Here is an 18,014-nt window from a genome sequence, read left to right as displayed (position 1 = left end):
AACGGATGCAAACAGTATTTAAAAACATAAAAGGAGATAGGTTAATTTGGGCTATTGTGGCCTTATTGGCTATATTGTCCTTTCTGCCTGTGTATAGTGCTGCCAGTAACTTGGCATACAGAGGTGGTGGTAGTAATACATTTGCATTTTTTGTAAAACACTTTGTGCATCTTGTTTTGGGTTTTGCCATTATGTATGGGGTACATAAAATTCCATACAGATATTTTAAAGGGTTGTCATTAATTATGATTCCTGTGGTTTTGGTGTTGTTAACGCTAACCATGATGCAAGGCACAAAAATTGAAGGCGCCAATGCAAGTCGTTGGATTCAAATCCCTTTTGTTGGTATGTCATTTCAAACGTCTACTTTGGCAGCGGTGGTGTTGATGGTGTACGTAGCTCGATATATGTCTAAAATTCAGGATAAAACCATCACTTTTAAAGAATCTATTTTGCCGCTTTGGTTTCCGGTGTTTTTAGTACTGATATTAATACTTCCGGCTAACTTTTCTACAGCGGCTATTATTTTTTTAATGGTTACCATGTTGGTGTTTTTAGGAGGGTATCCGTTAAAATATTTAGCGGTAATAATTGGTTCGGGTGTTGTGGTGTTAACTCTTTTTATTTTAACAGCTAAAGCATTTCCTGATGCCATGCCTAATAGGGTAGATACGTGGATGGGACGAATTGAAAGTTTTGCAGATTCAGAAGATACAGAAGAGGATTATCAAATTGAAAAGGCAAAAATAGCAATCGCTACAGGAGAAATTTGGGGTTTAGGGCCAGGGAAAAGCTTACAAAAGAACTTTTTACCGCAATCTTCTTCAGATTTTATTTTTGCCATAATCATTGAAGAATATGGTTTGTTAGGCGGCTTTATGGTTATGGTTTTATATCTGTGGCTGCTTTTTAGAATTGTTATTGTAGCTCAAAAGTCGGAAACTGTTTTTGGTAAATTGTTAGTGTTTGGTTTGGGGTTGCCTATTGTGTTTCAGGCATTAATTAATATGGCTGTAGCAGTTGAATTGTTTCCAGTTACAGGACAAACATTACCATTAATAAGTAGTGGAGGAACATCAATTTGGATGACCTGCTTGGCGGTTGGCATCATTTTAAGTGTAAGTGCAAAACGTGAAGAAATAAAAGAGCAAGAATTAAGGGATGAAAACCCGTTAGAAATCCTATCTGAAACCATTTAAATGAAGAACTATAAGATTATATTATCGGGAGGAGGAACAGGAGGTCATATTTATCCTGCTATAGCCATTGCTATGGAACTAAAATCTCGTTTTCCTGAGGCTGAGTTTTTATTTGTTGGGGCAAAAGGGAGAATGGAAATGGAAAAGGTGCCTCAGGCAGGGTTTGAAATAAAAGGGCTTTGGATCTCTGGAATTCAGCGTCAACTAACGCTCAAAAACTTGAGTTTTCCGGTTAAAGTTATCAGTAGTTTAATGGCGGCAAGAAAAATAATAAAAGCATTTAAACCCGATGTGGCTATTGGTACGGGTGGTTTTGCTAGTGGTCCATTGTTGCATGTTGCAGCTTCTCAAAACATACCTACCTTAATTCAAGAGCAAAATTCTTATCCTGGTATTACAAATAAATTGTTGTCAAAAAAAGCAAATAAAATATGTGTGGCTTATAATGGGTTGGAGCGATTTTTTCCTGCTGATAAGATTGTAAAAACAGGAAATCCAGTGCGTCAGGGGTTGTTGCAAATCGATTCAAAAACCATAAAAGCTAAGGATTTTTTCAAGCTTAATCATGGTAAGCACACGTTGTTGGTTATTGGGGGTAGTTTGGGGTCAAGGCGCATAAACCAGCTTATTGAAAAGGAATTAGACTTTTTTGATATGCAGAATGTTCAAATTATTTGGCAGTGTGGTAAACTGTATTATCAGCAGTATAAAATATACAATCATACCAAGAATGTACAGGTGTATGAGTTTTTAAATACTATGGATTTGGCCTATGCTGCGGCCGATATCATTATATCAAGAGCGGGAGCCAGTTCGGTATCAGAATTATGTATTGTTGGGAAACCTGTCATTTTTATTCCCTCACCTAATGTGGCTGAAGATCATCAGACAAAAAATGCACAAGCCATTGTTGATAAAAATGCCGCTTTAATGATTAAGGAGGAGGATTTAGATGCCGATTTTGAAAATAAGTTTGCTCAGGTATTGGCTTCAGGTGAAAAACAAGCTTTGTTAAAAGAAAACATTAAAAAATTAGCGTTAGTTAATGCAACTAAAGATATAGCAGACGAAGTTGAAAAGCTTTTGAAAGATAAAGAATGAATTTAAAAAATATACATAACGTTTATTTTGTTGGAATTGGCGGGATAGGAATGAGTGCTTTGGCACGTTATTTTAGCATGCTAGGTAAGCATGTGGCTGGTTATGACAAAACGAAAACAGAAATAACCCAAAGCTTGATAGATTTTGGAATTCAAATTCATTTTGAAGATGCCGTTGAAAATATTCCACAATGGTGCCTTGATAAGCTATCAACCTTAGTGGTTTATACGCCTGCTGTTCCTGAAAATCATGTAGAGTTAAATCATTTAAAAGCGCAAGGATTTCAAGTTTTAAAACGATCACAGGTTTTAGGAATAATTACTGAAAACATGTATTGTTTGGCTGTTGCTGGAACACACGGAAAAACCACAACAACTAGTATTTTAGGGCATTTGTTAAACGTGTGTGATGTGCCTTTAACTGCTTTTTTAGGTGGCATCAGTGAAAATTACAATTCTAACTTAATATTAAATGGTGCTGAAGTTTCAGTTGTAGAAGCGGATGAGTTTGATAGGTCATTTTTAACCTTATCGCCTAACTTAGCTTGTATTACATCTATGGATGCAGACCATCTTGATATATATGGTGATGCCAGTGAGTTAATAAAATCGTTTGAAGCATTTTCAAAGAAAATAAAGCCAAATGGAAAATTATTCGTGAAAAACGGATTGCCTTTGCAGGGTATTACCTATGGTATTGAAGATGATTCAGATTATAGTATTCAAAATATAAAAATAGAAAATGGTGCGTATGTTTTTGATGTGAAAACGCCAAAAACAGCACTTAAAGATATAGAATTTAACCTACCAGGTAGACATAATCTGTCTAATGCACTTATAGCCTTGGCGATGGCTGTTGAATATGGTTGCCCGCACAAACAGCTCGCCAAAGCTTTAGCGTCTTATAAGGGTGTGAAACGAAGATTTTCATATCAAATAAAGACAGATGATTTGGTTTATATTGATGATTATGCACATCATCCAGAGGAAATTAATGCCGTGCATCAAGCCGTAAGAGAAATGTATCCAAATAAAAAGGTGCTTGCTGTTTTTCAGCCGCATTTATTCAGTAGAACGCGTGATTTTATTGATGGTTTTGCTTCTAGTCTGTCGCAGTTTGATGAGGTTTTGTTACTAGATATTTATCCGGCAAGAGAACTGCCAATAGAAGGGGTGAGTTCACAATTGCTATTAGATAAAATGTCCCTTAAGCACAGGGCGTTAATAGATAAGGAAAATCTATTGACAGAAGTGCTAAAAAGTGATGCGCAGGTTATTTTAACCTTAGGGGCTGGTGATATAGGAGAAGAAGTTAAACATTTAAAACAAGGATTAAGTCTTGCAAGTTAATTGGAATGTTATAAAAATGCTGTTACTGTTAGTAATAACAGTGTTTTTGTTTGCGTTTGCCTCAGCGAGAAATGAAGAAAGGTCCATCTCAAATCCTAAGGTTACGTTTGTTGGAGAAAACAACCTTTTCATTACAAATGAGGCTGTTAGTAAATTGTTAATACAAAATTTTGAAGGAACTAAAAAGGTGTCCAAAGAAACTTTAGATTTGAATGAATTAGAGAATGCCCTCAAGTCTAACCCAATGATCAAAACTGCAGAAGTGTATGTTGCTGTTAATGGTACACTTAATGCTGAAGTAGAGCAAAAAACACCTGTCGCAAGAGTAAGTACAAATGCATCTTATTATATCGATGACGAAGGAAAGTTTATGCCATTATCAAGAAATTATGCTGCAAGAGTTCCCCTAGTTACTGGTTATGTTGAAAAGAATGATTTAAAAAACATCTATCAAATAGCTCGAAAAGTGCAGGATGATGATTTTTTAAAAAAGCATGTAATAGAGATTCATCAAGATATAAAAGGAAAGTTTTTTCTGAGATTAAGGCGGTGTGATTTTAATGTAGAAATAGGAGATTTATACTATCTAGATAAAAAAGTGAATAATCTTAAAGCTTTTTATAAGAAAAATTTAAAAGATAAGACGCTGAACAATTATAGTAAAGTAAATTTGCAGTTTGAAAATCAAGTAATAGGTACCAAAATTTAAGCTATGGAGCATAATTTAGCAGTAGGATTAGACATAGGAACCACTAAAATAGTGGCAATGATTGGTCGTAAAAATGATTACGGCAAGGTTGAAATTTTAGGTATAGGAAAATCTAAAAGTTTAGGCGTACACCGTGGTGTTGTAAATAATATTACACAAACCATTCAATCTATACAACAAGCAGTACAAGAGGCAGAAGCGGTGGCCGATATGAAAATTGATGAAGCTACTGTTGGTATTGCAGGTCAGCATATAAGAAGTTTGCAACACAGTGATTATATTACTAGAGCGGATTCAGAAACGGTGATTGATGATGATGATATAGATAAACTCATAAATCAGGTACACAAATTGGTGATGTTGCCCGGAGAAGAAATTATTCATGTACTTCCGCAAGAATATAAGGTTGATGGGCAAGCCGAAATTAAGGAGCCAATTGGGATGTACGGAGGCAGGTTGGAAGCCAATTTTCATGTCGTTGTAGGGCAGGTATCTTCTATTAGAAATATTGGGCGTTGTGTAAAGAGTTCAGGGTTGAATTTAGAAGGCATAACCCTAGAGCCTTTAGCTTCAGCCAATGCGGTATTGAGTCAGGAAGAAAAAGAAGCGGGTGTTGCTTTAATAGATATAGGTGGTGGTACAACAGATTTGGCCATTTTTAGAGATGGTATCATCCGTCATACAGCGGTAATTCCATTTGGAGGTAATGTGATTACCGAAGATATAAAAGAAGGGTGTTCTATCATTGAAAAGCAAGCTGAATTACTAAAAATTAAATTCGGCTCAGCATGGCCTGGAGAAAATAAGGATAATGAAATTGTTTCAATCCCAGGTTTAAGAGGGCGGGAACCCAAAGAAATCACCTTAAAGAACTTATCAAAGATTATTCATGCACGTGTTGTTGAAATCGTTGAGCAAGTTTTTGTTGAAATCAAAAACTACGGTCATGAAGAACAAAAGAAGAAATTAATAGCAGGTATTGTGTTAACTGGTGGCGGAAGTCAGTTGAAGCATTTAAAACAGTTGGTGGAGTACATCACAGGAATGGATACCAGAATAGGATATCCAAACGAACACTTAGCGGGCGATAGTGATGGTGAAATTACTAGTCCGTTGTATGCAACGGCAGTTGGCTTGGTTTTAGATGGTTTAAAAAGACAAGAGCGCAGAAAAGTTGAAGAAAAACCAATACAGGAGGAGCATGGAGGAACTGGAGAGCAGCAAGGTGCACAGGCTTCAAATGAGCCAAAAATCACAGAGCAACCTCCTAGAGAGAGACGTTCGTTTTTAGATAAATTAACGGAACGCCTAAAAGACTTTCTAGATAATGCTGAGTAAGTATTTGAGTAGATCGTTTTAAGTAAGCGTTTTCAAGAATAATATTTTAGAACCATTGAACTAAAGAATAAAGTACAAATAAAACAAACCCCAGTAAAACAGAATTTATGAGCAGCAACAAAGAATTCGAAACAAATATTTCATTTGATCTTCCTAAAAACAAGTCAAATGTTATTAAAGTTATTGGAGTTGGCGGTGGCGGTAGCAATGCTATTAACCACATGTTTCAACAAGGTATTAAAGGTGTAGATTTTTATATCTGTAACACAGACTCACAAGCCTTAGAAAATAGTGGCGTGCCTAATAAAATACAATTAGGTGTTCATTTAACCGAGGGCTTAGGAGCAGGAGCAAACCCAGATATTGGTGAGCAATCAGCAGTAGAAAGCGTTGAAGAAATTGCACAAATGCTTGATACTAATACCAAAATGGTTTTTATTACCGCAGGCATGGGTGGTGGAACAGGAACGGGAGCAGCACCAATAATTGCTAGAATGGCTAAAGAAAAAGATATTCTAACAGTAGGTATTGTGACTATGCCATTTCAGTTTGAAGGAAGGATGCGTATTGAGCAATCTCAAAAAGGTATTGAAAAACTAAGAAGCGTTGTTGATTCATTAATTGTAATTAATAATAATAAACTTCGTGAAGTATATGGAAATCTTGGGTTTAAAGCCGGGTTCTCAAAAGCAGATGAAGTATTATCAACCGCTGCCAGAGGTATAGCCGAAGTTATTACACATCACTATACACAAAACATAGATTTACGTGACGCTAAAACGGTTTTGAGTAATAGTGGAACAGCCATTATGGGGTCATCTTTAGCGTCAGGTCAAAACAGAGCTCAGGATGCTATTCGTAAAGCCTTAGATTCTCCGTTGTTAAATGATAATAAAATTACAGGAGCTAAAAATGTATTGCTGCTAATTGTTTCTGGTACTCAAGAGATTACTATTGATGAAATAGGAGAAATCAATGATCATATTCAAAATGAAGCAGGTCATGGTGCAAATATCATTATGGGGGTTGGTGAAGATGAAGCCTTAGAAGAGTCTATTGCCGTAACTATCATTGCTACGGGTTTTAATATTGAACAACAGGATGAGATTTCTAATACTGAAACAAAAAAGGTTAGGCATGTTTTAGGTGAGGATCCAGAAGCAAAAGCGGTAGAAAAGGAGCCTGTAATTATTGCTCCAATAATTGAATTGGAGGAGAAAAAAGAACCACCAGTAGTGCGTCATACTTTAGAGTTAGATTCAGAAGATGATGATAAGCCTGTAGTCTCAAAAAAGGAGAAAGAAGCATCGTCAACAAATTTTAATATCATTCCAACATCTGAGATTATTAAAAATATGGATGTGATTTATAAAGAAGTGTCATCAAGTATTGAAGAGGAGGACGATTTTATTATTAAGCCAGTAACTAGAATGTCATCTGATATTGACGACTTAACCGATGTTGAAGTGGTTTCAGATTATATAGAGGAAGAAAAGCAAATCACACTTACGTTTGATATGCCTATTCATTCTACCAGTGAAAATAATGAAGACAAGGACGATGTTATTGCTCACAAATTAACAGATGATAGTGAGGTAAAAGACATACCGGTGAATGATTATGTTGAGGTTGTTACCGTAACGGAATCTAGTAAAAATGGAGAAGTACGTTATGCACTTGATGATTATGCAGAATCAGATTCTTTAAATAGAAAGAAGAAAGATAACTCGAGCAAGTTTTTAGACGATGTTGAGCCAGATGTTGTTTTTGAGAAGAAGGTGTTGAATACCTCAGTTTCGGAAGAACAAACGGAAGAAATTGATCCTATGAATTCACCTATCTCAGAGCTATTAAAAGATAGAGCAGAGGAGCGTAGGAGAAAAATGAAGGATTTTAATTATAAATTCAACAATGCAAAAATTGATGATATAGAAAGAGTCCCTGCCTATAAGCGTCAGGGAGTGAATTTGAATGAAGCAAAACATTCTTCTGAAACGAATAACATATCAAGAACAAGTGTTGGGCTAGATGATAATGATGATATTCAATTAAGAAGTAATAATTCTTTTTTGCATGATAATGTAGATTAAAAAGAAGGTGTTGTAACCTTTGTGTACACTAAAACCCATAAAGTTGGTCAAGACTTTTTGGGTTTTATTGTGTAAAATTACAGTTGAAGTCTTGTGAGAGTAAGGCTTTTTATTTTTATATTCGCGTACTAAAAAAATAGGAGATGAGTTTACAACAAGAGGTAATGTCTGCTTTAAAAGAAGCAATGAAGTCTAAAAATCAAACGGCTTTAACGGCATTAAGAGCAGTAAAATCAGCAATATTATTAGCGCAAACAGAAAGTGGTGCTAAAGAAGAATTAACTGAAGAACAAGAATTAAAAATTCTCCAAAAACAGGTAAAACAAAGACGTGATAGTGCGGCTGTTTACCTAGAGCAAGGAAGAGAAGATTTAGCAGAGCCAGAATTGGCTGAGGCCAAGGTTATTGAGCAGTTTTTGCCCGAAGCTTTATCAGAGGAAGAGATTGAAAAAGTTGTTGTAGCAACTATAGGTCAAATTGGTGCTGAAGGCATGAAAGATATGGGGAAAGTTATGGGGATTGTTAGTAAAGAGTTAGCAGGACAGGCTGATGGAAAAACAATTTCTACCATAGTGAGACAAAAATTAGCTTGATGCAATTTGTATAAAAACATAAGGCTGCGTAGTTCAACTGGATAGAATATCAGATTTCGGCTCTGAGGGTTGGGGGTTCGAATCCCTTCGCGGTCACTGGAAAAGCTTGGGTTTTATACTCAGGCTTTTTTGTTTAAGTCATTAATTAAAATAGAATTAAAAAATAATTCTATTTTTGTGAAACTAAAACACTAAACCAATGAGTCAGGAAAAAGGAGAGGGAAAATCTACCTATAATGTACCTAATTTAGAACGTGGACTACAAATTATAGAGCTTCTATCGGTTCATAAAAAAGGACTCACTTTGTCAGAAATCATTGATACTTTAGAGATTTCTAAGTCAAGTGCTTTTAGGATTACAAGTACCTTAATTTTTAAAAATTACCTTCAGAAAAACGAAACCACCAAAAAGATAACATTGTCTAGAAAGATGTTAACCCTTGGTATTTCATCACTTAATGAGCAAAGTTTAGTCGAGTCTTCTATTGATGTTATGCGGGCGCTTCGAGATGAATTGAAGGAGTCGGTTATGCTTGGGGTTATTTTAGGCAATAAAGGAACCATTTTAGAGCAGGTGCCATCATCATATTCTGTAAAATTATTTGTGGAGCCAGGAACCCAATTTAATCTTCATACCTCTGTTGGAGGGAAGTCGGTTTTGGCATTTTTACCCAAAGAAGAAGCAGGTAATATAATAAGAACAATGAGTTTTACTAAATACACTAAAAATACCATTGTTTCCAGAAAGGTTTTTAGAGAGCAATTGAAAGAAATATTTGAAAACGGTTATGCTATTGATAACGGTGAAGATATAAAAGGTATTCATTGTATTGGTGCGCCGGTATTTAATGAATATGGGTATCCTGTTGCTGCTTTGTGGATTACAGCACCTCATGGTAGGTTGCCTCATGAAGATTTTCCAATTAAAGGGAATATTGTAGCAAAATATGCTCTTGAAATCTCTACAAAATTAGGGTATACCCAGCGCTAGATTTCAAATCATTATTTTTTATGAATTCTTGACCTTATGGTGTTTTAACCATAGGGTTAGTTTGTTGTACAAAAAAAAATGTTGATTTTCAACTATTTTTTTAAGGGAAAATCATATATTTGTTCCAAATAGCAAACTTGTTTCTTATTTGAAACTAATAGATAATTTTTTATGAAAGCAACGCAGTATGAGGGTAATAAGACCTTCTCGGTAATTGAAAAAGAGATTGAATCGCCGGGTAAAGGCGAAGTAAGAATTAAAGTAGCATATGTAGGTGTGTGTGGAACAGATGTCCATATATATCACGGTATGATGGATAAGCGCGTTAATATTCCGGAGACTATTGGTCATGAAATGTCTGGAGTAATTGATGCTGTTGGAGAAGGTGTTGATGGTTTTAATGTTGGAGATAAAATAGTAGTGAGGCCGCTAGATGATAGAAAGGCTAAGGCTTCCGATAAAGGGTTTAATCACATTTGTGAAGAATTAAAGTTTATTGGTATTGATAGTCCAGGTGCCATGCAGCAGTATTGGAATGTTCCAGCGTTTACTTTGCATAAATTAAAGGAGACTACAGATTTAAAATTAGCGGCACTTATTGAGCCGTTGTCGGTGGCTGCTCATGACGTGCGTTTAAGTGATCTTAAAGCCGGAGAAACTGCGGTGGTTTTAGGTGGAGGTCCAATAGGGTTACTTGTAGCTATGGTGGCTAAAGAAGCTGGGGCTCAGGTTATTATTTCTGAAGTAAATCCTACAAGAATTGAAAAGGCAAAATCTATGGGGCTTGAAGCGGTAAGTCCTGTTGATGTTGATTTGGTAGAATATGTGCGTTCAAAAACAGAAGGTAGGTTAGCTGATGTTGTTTTTGAAGTAGCTGGTGTACAACCCGCTTTAGATGTTATGACAGAGGTGGCAGGTATTAGAGGACGCATTGTAATGGTGGCTATTCATGGACAGCCAAAACCAGTTAACTTATTTAAATTCTTCTGGAAAGAGTTAAAATTAATTGGGGCACGTGTTTATGAGAAGGAAGATTACGAAAAATCAATCGCATTAATAACTGCAAATGAACTACCATTTGAAGATATGATAACAGATGTTCAACCGTTATCAAACATTCAGCAAGTATTTGAAAACATTGATAATAATCCTGATGGTATGAAGGTCTTAATGGATTGTCAACTTTAAAAATAGCGTTTGTGGTTGATGGTTTTTAGTTGTAATAATTTAAAACTAATGAAAAACCTACAGCCATTAATCAATAACAAATAATTTAAATTAATAAGAATGAGTATCTTAAATAAATTCAGTTTAGAAGGAAAAACAGCATTGGTTACAGGGTGTAAACGAGGTATTGGTAAAGCTATGGCAGTTGGTTTAGCCGAGGCAGGTGCTAATATTATTGGTGTTTCGGCTTCCTTAGAAAAAACAGGAAGTGATGTTGAAAAAGCGGTACAGGCTACAGGTAAAGCGTTTACGGCGTATCAATGTGATTTTTCGGATCGTAAATCCCTTTATGCATTTATTGCAGAAGTTAAAAAGAATCATCCTCAAATAGATATTTTGGTAAATAATGCAGGAACTATTTTAAGAACACCAGCAGCAGAACACCCAGATGACATGTGGGATAAAGTTATTGAAGTAAACCAAAATGCACAATTCATATTAACAAGAGAGTTTGGTAGAGACATGGTTGCAAGGGGTTCTGGTAAAGTTATTTTTACAGCTTCATTGTTAACATTTCAAGGCGGTATTACTGTTCCAGGTTATGCGGCGAGTAAGGGCGCTATTGGTCAGTTAACAATGGCTTTTGCTAACGAATGGGCAGGAAAAGGTGTAAATGTAAATGCCATTGCACCAGGATATATTTCAACAGATAATACAGAAGCTTTAAGGAATGATCCTGTAAGAGCAGAGTCTATTTTATCAAGAATTCCCGCTGGTAGATGGGGTGAACCAGAAGATTTTGCTGGTCCAACTGTATTCTTGGCTTCAGAAGCGGCGGCTTATATGAATGGATCTATCGTTTTGGTTGATGGTGGCTGGATGGGAAGGTAACTTCTAGTACTGTTCGTTTTAGTTCAATACAATATAGGTGTAGGTCATCATTAAGACGGAATATAGAAGGATAAATCACAATAAGTAGTAAGATAATAACAAAAAAGGAAAACAAAGAAAAAATTATAAATATGGCGGAAATTAAGGAATACCAGTTGTTTATTAATGGAGAATGGAAGACTTCGGCGTCAGGCGAAACAATAGATATCATAAGCCCATCAACAGAAGAGGTTGTAGCAAGAGTGCAAAATGGTACGGCAGAAGAGGCCATTGAAGCTTTAAAAGCTGCTGAGGCTGCTCAAAAAGAATGGAAAAAATTACCAGCAAGAGATAGGGCAGATTTGTTATACAAATTAGCCGACGAAATTGACGCAAATAATGAGCGTTTAGCAGTATTACTAACAAAAGAGCAGGGTAAACTTTTAAAAGTAGCTCGTTTTGAGGTTTCGGTAACAGCGTCATTTATTAGGTACGCAGCAGAGGGGGCTCGTAGAATTGAAGGCGATATTATACCGTCGGATAATCCTAATGAGCAAATCTGGATTCAAAAAATACCTAAAGGGGTAGTAGTAGCCATTACTGCTTGGAACTTCCCATTAGCGTTGGCAGGTCGTAAATTAGGGCCAGCTCTGGTTGCAGGAAACACTATTGTGATTAAGCCTACTTCAGAAACGCCAATTGCTACTTTAGAGTTAGGAGATTTAGCTAATAAAGTGGGTATTCCTAAAGGTGTTATTAATATTTTAACAGGCCCTGGCCGCGCTATGGGTAATGCTTTAGTAGAGAGCCCCATTACTAAAATGATAACTATGACGGGTTCTACACCTGTAGGGCAAAGTATTGCTCGTGCAGCTGCAGATAACTTAACACATGTGCAGTTAGAATTAGGCGGGAAAGCACCATTTATTGCCTTTGCTGATGCCGATATTGATGCTGCTGTTGATGCTGCGTTACATTCACGTTTTGATAACTGCGGACAAGTTTGTACCTGTAATGAACGTATGTACATCCACGAAGATATCTATGATGTGTTTATGGAAAAATTCTTGGCAAAAGTTGCAGAAATTAAGGTTGGTGATCCTATGTTAGAGGAAACAGATATGGGACCAAAAGTAAATGCTAATGAGTTAAAACACATGGAGCATTTGGTAGAAGTTTCTGTAAAAGAAGGCGCTACAATTGCAGCCGGAGGAAAACGTCCAGAGGGAGCAGAATTCGAAAAAGGGTATTGGTTTGAACCAACAGTTTTAACTAATGTTACTCAAGATATGACTATTGTTCATGAGGAGTCTTTCGGGCCAATTTTACCAGTTTTGAAATTCAAAACTTTCGAAGAGGTTATTGGGTATGCTAATGACTGCGAATATGGTTTAGCTGCTATGGTATTTACCAACGACATGAACACCATCATGAAATGTAATGATGAGTTAGAATATGGGGAAATTTATGTAAATAGAGGTCATGGAGAACAACACCAAGGATTTCATAATGGCTATAAACTTTCTGGTTCTGGAGGGGAAGATGGTAAATACGGGTTTGAGCAGTATTTAGAGAAGAAAACATTTTATATCAGACACAAAGCTTAAAAGCTATGAGTACAAAAATTTCAAAAGTTGAGACACGATTATTTACGGTGCCCTTACCAGAAGTAATGTCTGATGCTAAGCATGGTGATCATTATCATTTTGAACTAGTAACGGTTACTATCACTTTAGAAGACGGTAGTGAAGGCACAGGGTACACGTATACAGGAGGAAAAGGAGGCTTTGCTATAAAAGCCATGGTAGAGCATGATTTTTCTGAAGTACTTATAGGCAAAGATGGTACCGATGTAGAAGGCATCTATGACTTTCTAGAATGGCATGTGCATTATGTAGGCCGTGGAGGAATCGCATCGTTTGCTATTTCTGCTGTTGATATTGCCTTGTGGGATATACGCTGTAAAAAAGCAGGGCAGCCCTTATGGAAAATGGCTGGTGGACATGGAAATACCTGTAAAGCCTATTGTGGGGGTATTGATTTAATGTTTCCTATAGAGAAGCTTTTAGGAAATATGAAAAGCTACTTAGAACGTGGATTTAATGCCGTTAAAATTAAAATAGGAAGAGATAATTTGCAAGAAGACCTTGATCGTATTAAAGCGGTAAGAGAATATATAGGGCCTGATGTAACCTTTATGGTAGATGCTAATTATTCCATGACCGTAGAGAAGGCTATAAAAGCTATTGAAGGCTTTAAGCAATACGATATCACCTGGTTTGAAGAACCAATTATTCCTGATAATTATAAAGGCTTCGGAGAAATAGTTGATGCCACAGGATTTCCATTAGCTATGGGTGAAAATTTACATACCATTCATGAGTTTGAATATGCTATGGATCAAGCAAAATTGTCTTATGTACAACCAGATGCCTCAAATTGTGGTGGTGTTACAGGGTGGTTGGCCGCCGCAAGACTTGCTGATAAGCATGGCATTCCAGCATGTTCACATGGTATGCAAGAACTGCATGTGAGTTTAGTGTCTTCACAGCCAAATTCAGGCTGGTTAGAGGTGCATAGTTTTCCTATTGATGAATATACAACAAGACCTTTGGTAGTTGAGAATTTTAGAGCTGTAGCTCCAGATTATCCAGGTGTTGGGGTGATTTTTGATTGGGAAAAATTAAAGCCCTTTGAAGAAAAGTAAATGAAATATAGAATTAAGATAATAGTTTGTTTCTTGATTGTGGCGTCATGTGTATGGGGCTGCAATCAAGCGAATGAACAAATTGAAAAACCTAATGTTATTTTTATTCTTACAGATGATCAAGGTATAGGTGACTTAGGCTGTCATGGTAATCCGTGGCTTAAAACACCTAATATTGATGCTTTTTATGCAGAATCTGTAAGACTTACCGATTTTCATGTGAGTCCTGTTTGTACGCCAACAAGGTCGGCTTTTATGACTGGCCAATACCCCATAAATAATGGAGCTTGGGCCACTTTTAAAGGACGTGCTGCTTTGCATGAAAATACGAAAACGATTGCGGATATTTTTAAAGATAATGGGTATCAAACAGGTATGTTTGGTAAATGGCATTTGGGCAACAATTATCCCTCACGCCCAACTGATATGGGATTTCAGGAAGCTATTCATCATGAGTTTGGGGGTATTGGTGAGATAACCGATTATTGGGGTAATGATTATTTTGATGATGTTTATTTAGCCAATAACAGACAGCAGCAATTTTCAGGATACTGTACCGATGTTTGGTTTGATGAAACCATGAAGTTTATCAAACGCAATAAAGAAAAACCGTTTTTTGTGTACCTGCCTACTAACGCTGCACACCATCCGTTAAATGTCGATGAGGCTTACGCTGCGCCGTATAAAGATTTGGAAGGGAAAGAAATACCTAGTGCCAATTTTTATGGTATGATTGCCAATATTGACGAAAATATGGGAAGGCTAAACCAGTTTCTTGAGGACAATAATTTGATCGAGAATACCATTGTTGTTTTCGCTACAGACAATGGAAGTCAATTTGGGTACAGTGAAGATGGAAACTTAGGCTATAACAAGGGGTTTGAAGGAAGAAAGGGTGATATTGAAGAAGGCGGCCACCGTGTTCCATTTTTTATAAGATGGCCTAACGGAAAAATTCAAGGCGGAAAAGATTTAAATATTTTAGCTTCACACGTAGATTTAATCCCAACGTTATCGGGGTTATGTGGCTTTACATTGAGTGAAGACTTAGATCTAGATGGGATTGATTTATCAAATGCCATAAAAAATGATGAGAAGGTAGTATCTAATAGAACCGTTTTTGTTCATAATAATCAAGATTGGCGCCCACCACATTCTACTAAAAAAGCCTGCATCATGAAAGGTAACTGGCGTCTTTTAAACGGTACCATGCTGTATGATATTCAAGCAGATCCTAAACAAAATAATGATGTTTCAAGCCAATTTCCAGAGGTAGTACAAGAGCTTATAGCAGAAAATGAACAATTTATAGCTAAAGCAAAACAAAAGGACGCTTATCAAAATTTTCCTGTTGAGATTTGCGGTAGTTTGCTACAAGCGGTTACAACGTTAACCATTCAAAACGCCATTGGAAATGATACTCCTGTATGGAAACAATCACAAATTGCCCAAGGCAAAAAAAACAAAAACAATAAGTATTCCGTTGGATTTGCTACTTCTGGAAAATATCAAGTGTCTTGCAGAAGGTGGCCTATAGAATGCCCAGGGCTTATACTTGGTATTCCAGCCAAAAATCCAGATAATCAATTTGATTATCAAACCATCTCACCTGAAAAAGTGCGATTAAAAATATTTGATAAAGAATACTTAAAAGAAGTTGAAGCGAATTCAGAAGAAGTCGCTTTTGAAATTGATGTTAAAACAGGACATACCATGTTGGAAGCTGATTTTATTGAGGAAGAAGCCAATTATGGAGTTTATTACATATACATAAAAAAACTAGACTAAAATATGGCAATTACCAAAACGCATTTCGGAACATTAAATGATCAAGAGATAGACTTGTTCACGTTGAAAAATGAAAACGGAGTTGAGATTAAAATAACTAATTATGGGGCAACCATTACATCAATCTTAGTTCCAAATAAAAATGGAGATATTCAAAATATCGCTTGTGGTTTTGATACTTTAGAGGGCTATTTTGAAAAAGAGTATGTTGAAAATGCACCCTATTTTGGTGGAACAATTGGCAGATATTGTTCCCAAATAAAAGATGCCAAGTTTTCCTTAAACGGTAAAGTGTATCAACTAGAAAAAAATTGTGGAGATAATAATTTGCATGGTGGAGCTGTTGGCTTTGATAAACGCATCTGGACAGCAGAAGTACTTGAAAATGGTGTTAAGATGTCTTTAAAGAGTAACAATCTTGAAGAAGGTTTTCCTGGAAACGTTGATGTTATCGTCGTGTTTAGTCTGACTTCAGATAATACATTGAAAATAGATTATAATGCTATACCAGATCAAGATACACCGTTATCACTAACTAATCATACCTATTTTAATCTAGATGCATTTTCAAATACGGTTGAGAGTCATATTGCTCAGGTAAATACCAGCAAACGACATGCTATGGACGATACTGGTGCTGCAACAGGAGAAATACTGTCCATTGAAAATGAAGTTGATGATTTAAGAACAGGCAAAATTATAGGTGATGTACATGAAGCTATGGGCGACGGGTTTGAACATTTTTATGTTTTTGACAACCCAGAATTTAAGGTTCAGGAAGTAGCAAAAATTAAATCGGATGCATCTGGTCGTTCATTAATCGTTTATTCGTCAGAACCATGCATGTTGCTTTATACGGGCAAATATACGTCTGATGCGTTAAAAAGAGAGAATGGAGAGCAATATGGCAAATATAGAGGCTTCTGCTGTGAAACTCATCGTTATCAAAATGGACCAAATATCGAAGATTCCCCAAAGTCAATAACCAAGGCAGGTGAATCTTTTGAAAGTACAACTATATTTAAATTTGATTGGTAAAAACAACCATTATAAATAATAACTAAAACTATATTATTATGATTACAGGCGTTTTATTTGCTATTCTAGCAGGTTTATTACTGGGTTTATACGCATTGCCCGAAAAATTCACAAAAGATTATGAGTTTGAGAACACATGGAGTATGTTTTTTGCCATTAATACCTTTGTTGTTCCCAATATTGCGGCCTTTTTGCTGATAGATGGTTTTTCCGATGTACTTAAATCTATTCCTGGTGACGTATTACTGGGTATGGTTATCTCTAGTGTGGCATGGGGTATTGGTGTAATGATGTGGGGTAAGGCTATTAACTACATAGGGCTTTCATTAGGGTTTTCAATATTTATAGGAACCGTTATTTTGGTGGGATCGTTGCTTCCATTTTTTGTTCAAGGTGTTCCAGAAACTAATGTTTTTCTTACTATTCTTGGAGGATTGTTTGTGGTACTTATTGGTGTTATGGCCAATGGTAGAGCAGGTATTCTTCGCCAAAAGGACGAAGAACAAGCTGAGTCATCTGAATTGGCTAAAAAAGAAACATCAATGGTTACAGGTATTTTAATTGCAGTTGTTGGTGGGTTATTGGCTACAGGTTTTAGTTTTGCAAATTCTTATGGCGCAGAAGTTATTAATGAAGCAGCGCTTGCTCAGGGTAATGCCCCTTGGAAAAGTGCCATAGCCGTAATGTATGTTATTTACATGTCTGGTGGGGTGGCAATTGCCGTTTACTTTATTCAGCAACTTTCAGCAAAAAAATTGTGGTCTAAATTTAGAACGCCTTACCTAGGAAAAAATATCTTTTTAACATCAATAATGGGGGTGTTCAATTTTGCCGCTTCTGTGGTATTTGCTTACTCTGCATTTAAATTAGGTCAAGAATTAGGAGGAAGTGTGGGCTACGCCATTTTTAATACAGCTTGTGTGGTCACAGCAATAGTAAGTGGAATAATCACAAAAGAGTGGATTAAGGCATCATCAAAAGCAAAGAAGTTTTTATACTTTGGTCTAGCTTGTATGGTGTTGGGTATTTTGATAGTAGCGTATAGTAATAGTTTAAAATAACAATTAAAATAAT

General features: G+C 36.3%; 15 protein-coding genes and 1 tRNA gene. All 16 read left to right on the top strand.

Features of this window, described 5'->3' with window-relative positions:
* Window positions 1–5 precede the first annotated feature (5 nt).
* The 16 genes from KFZ70_RS01650 (at window position 6) to KFZ70_RS01575 (ending at window position 18,001) form a co-directional block, all read left to right on the top strand.
* Window positions 6–1,199 carry an FtsW/RodA/SpoVE family cell cycle protein gene (locus tag KFZ70_RS01650; protein WP_139696802.1) on the top strand — a complete coding sequence of 398 codons (1,194 nt, stop codon included), beginning with the start codon at window positions 6–8 and terminating at the stop codon, window positions 1,197–1,199.
* Window positions 1,200–2,300, top strand: coding sequence for an undecaprenyldiphospho-muramoylpentapeptide beta-N-acetylglucosaminyltransferase (gene murG / locus KFZ70_RS01645; protein ID WP_139696800.1), 1,101 nt, complete (start codon window positions 1,200–1,202; stop codon window positions 2,298–2,300). It abuts the gene before it with no gap.
* On the top strand, window positions 2,297–3,649 hold the full coding sequence (murC, locus tag KFZ70_RS01640; RefSeq protein ID WP_139696798.1) for a UDP-N-acetylmuramate--L-alanine ligase: 1,353 nt from the start codon (window positions 2,297–2,299) through the stop codon (window positions 3,647–3,649). Before murG ends, murC begins: the two co-directional genes overlap by 4 nt.
* A gap of 16 nt (window positions 3,650–3,665) precedes the next feature.
* The gene (locus KFZ70_RS01635) at window positions 3,666–4,358 is read left to right on the top strand and encodes a hypothetical protein (protein ID WP_317128545.1); all 693 of its coding nucleotides are present in this window, start codon (window positions 3,666–3,668) and stop codon (window positions 4,356–4,358) included.
* A 3-nt stretch (window positions 4,359–4,361) separates the two neighbouring features.
* The gene (gene ftsA / locus KFZ70_RS01630) at window positions 4,362–5,696 is read left to right on the top strand and encodes a cell division protein FtsA (RefSeq protein ID WP_139696794.1); all 1,335 of its coding nucleotides are present in this window, start codon (window positions 4,362–4,364) and stop codon (window positions 5,694–5,696) included.
* A gap of 107 nt (window positions 5,697–5,803) precedes the next feature.
* Complete coding sequence (gene ftsZ / locus KFZ70_RS01625; protein WP_139696792.1) at window positions 5,804–7,786, top strand: cell division protein FtsZ; 1,983 nt, start codon at window positions 5,804–5,806, stop codon at window positions 7,784–7,786.
* Window positions 7,787–7,929: 143 nt separating this feature from the next.
* Entirely contained in the window at window positions 7,930–8,379 is a 450-nt protein-coding gene (locus KFZ70_RS01620; RefSeq protein WP_139696791.1) for a GatB/YqeY domain-containing protein, read from the top strand.
* A gap of 22 nt (window positions 8,380–8,401) precedes the next feature.
* Window positions 8,402–8,475: transfer RNA gene (locus KFZ70_RS01615), tRNA-Arg, on the top strand.
* 103 nt (window positions 8,476–8,578) lie between these two features.
* Window positions 8,579–9,370 carry an IclR family transcriptional regulator gene (locus KFZ70_RS01610; RefSeq protein WP_139696788.1) on the top strand — a complete coding sequence of 264 codons (792 nt, stop codon included), beginning with the start codon at window positions 8,579–8,581 and terminating at the stop codon, window positions 9,368–9,370.
* A 171-nt stretch (window positions 9,371–9,541) separates the two neighbouring features.
* Window positions 9,542–10,558: a zinc-binding dehydrogenase gene (locus tag KFZ70_RS01605; RefSeq protein WP_139696786.1), complete on the top strand. Its 1,017-nt coding sequence runs from the start codon at window positions 9,542–9,544 to the stop codon at window positions 10,556–10,558.
* Between the two features lie 105 nt (window positions 10,559–10,663).
* On the top strand, window positions 10,664–11,428 hold the full coding sequence (locus KFZ70_RS01600; RefSeq protein WP_199240675.1) for an SDR family NAD(P)-dependent oxidoreductase: 765 nt from the start codon (window positions 10,664–10,666) through the stop codon (window positions 11,426–11,428).
* 131 nt (window positions 11,429–11,559) lie between these two features.
* Window positions 11,560–13,014 carry an aldehyde dehydrogenase gene (gene aldA, locus KFZ70_RS01595; RefSeq protein WP_139696781.1) on the top strand — a complete coding sequence of 485 codons (1,455 nt, stop codon included), beginning with the start codon at window positions 11,560–11,562 and terminating at the stop codon, window positions 13,012–13,014.
* 5 nt (window positions 13,015–13,019) lie between these two features.
* Window positions 13,020–14,114, top strand: coding sequence for a mandelate racemase/muconate lactonizing enzyme family protein (locus KFZ70_RS01590; protein WP_139696780.1), 1,095 nt, complete (start codon window positions 13,020–13,022; stop codon window positions 14,112–14,114).
* Window positions 14,115–15,902, top strand: coding sequence for an arylsulfatase (locus KFZ70_RS01585; protein WP_139696778.1), 1,788 nt, complete (start codon window positions 14,115–14,117; stop codon window positions 15,900–15,902).
* Window positions 15,903–15,905: 3 nt separating this feature from the next.
* Entirely contained in the window at window positions 15,906–16,940 is a 1,035-nt protein-coding gene (locus KFZ70_RS01580; RefSeq protein ID WP_139696775.1) for an aldose epimerase family protein, read from the top strand.
* A 38-nt stretch (window positions 16,941–16,978) separates the two neighbouring features.
* Window positions 16,979–18,001 carry an L-rhamnose/proton symporter RhaT gene (locus tag KFZ70_RS01575; RefSeq protein WP_139696773.1) on the top strand — a complete coding sequence of 341 codons (1,023 nt, stop codon included), beginning with the start codon at window positions 16,979–16,981 and terminating at the stop codon, window positions 17,999–18,001.
* Window positions 18,002–18,014: the final 13 nt, after the last annotated feature.

It is taken from the genome of Allotamlana fucoidanivorans (genome assembly GCF_045788535.1).
Lineage (GTDB): Bacteria > Bacteroidota > Bacteroidia > Flavobacteriales > Flavobacteriaceae > Allotamlana > Allotamlana fucoidanivorans.
The sequence above is the reverse complement of the archived record's forward strand: the minus strand, read 5'-3'. Positions and strand labels throughout refer to the sequence as shown.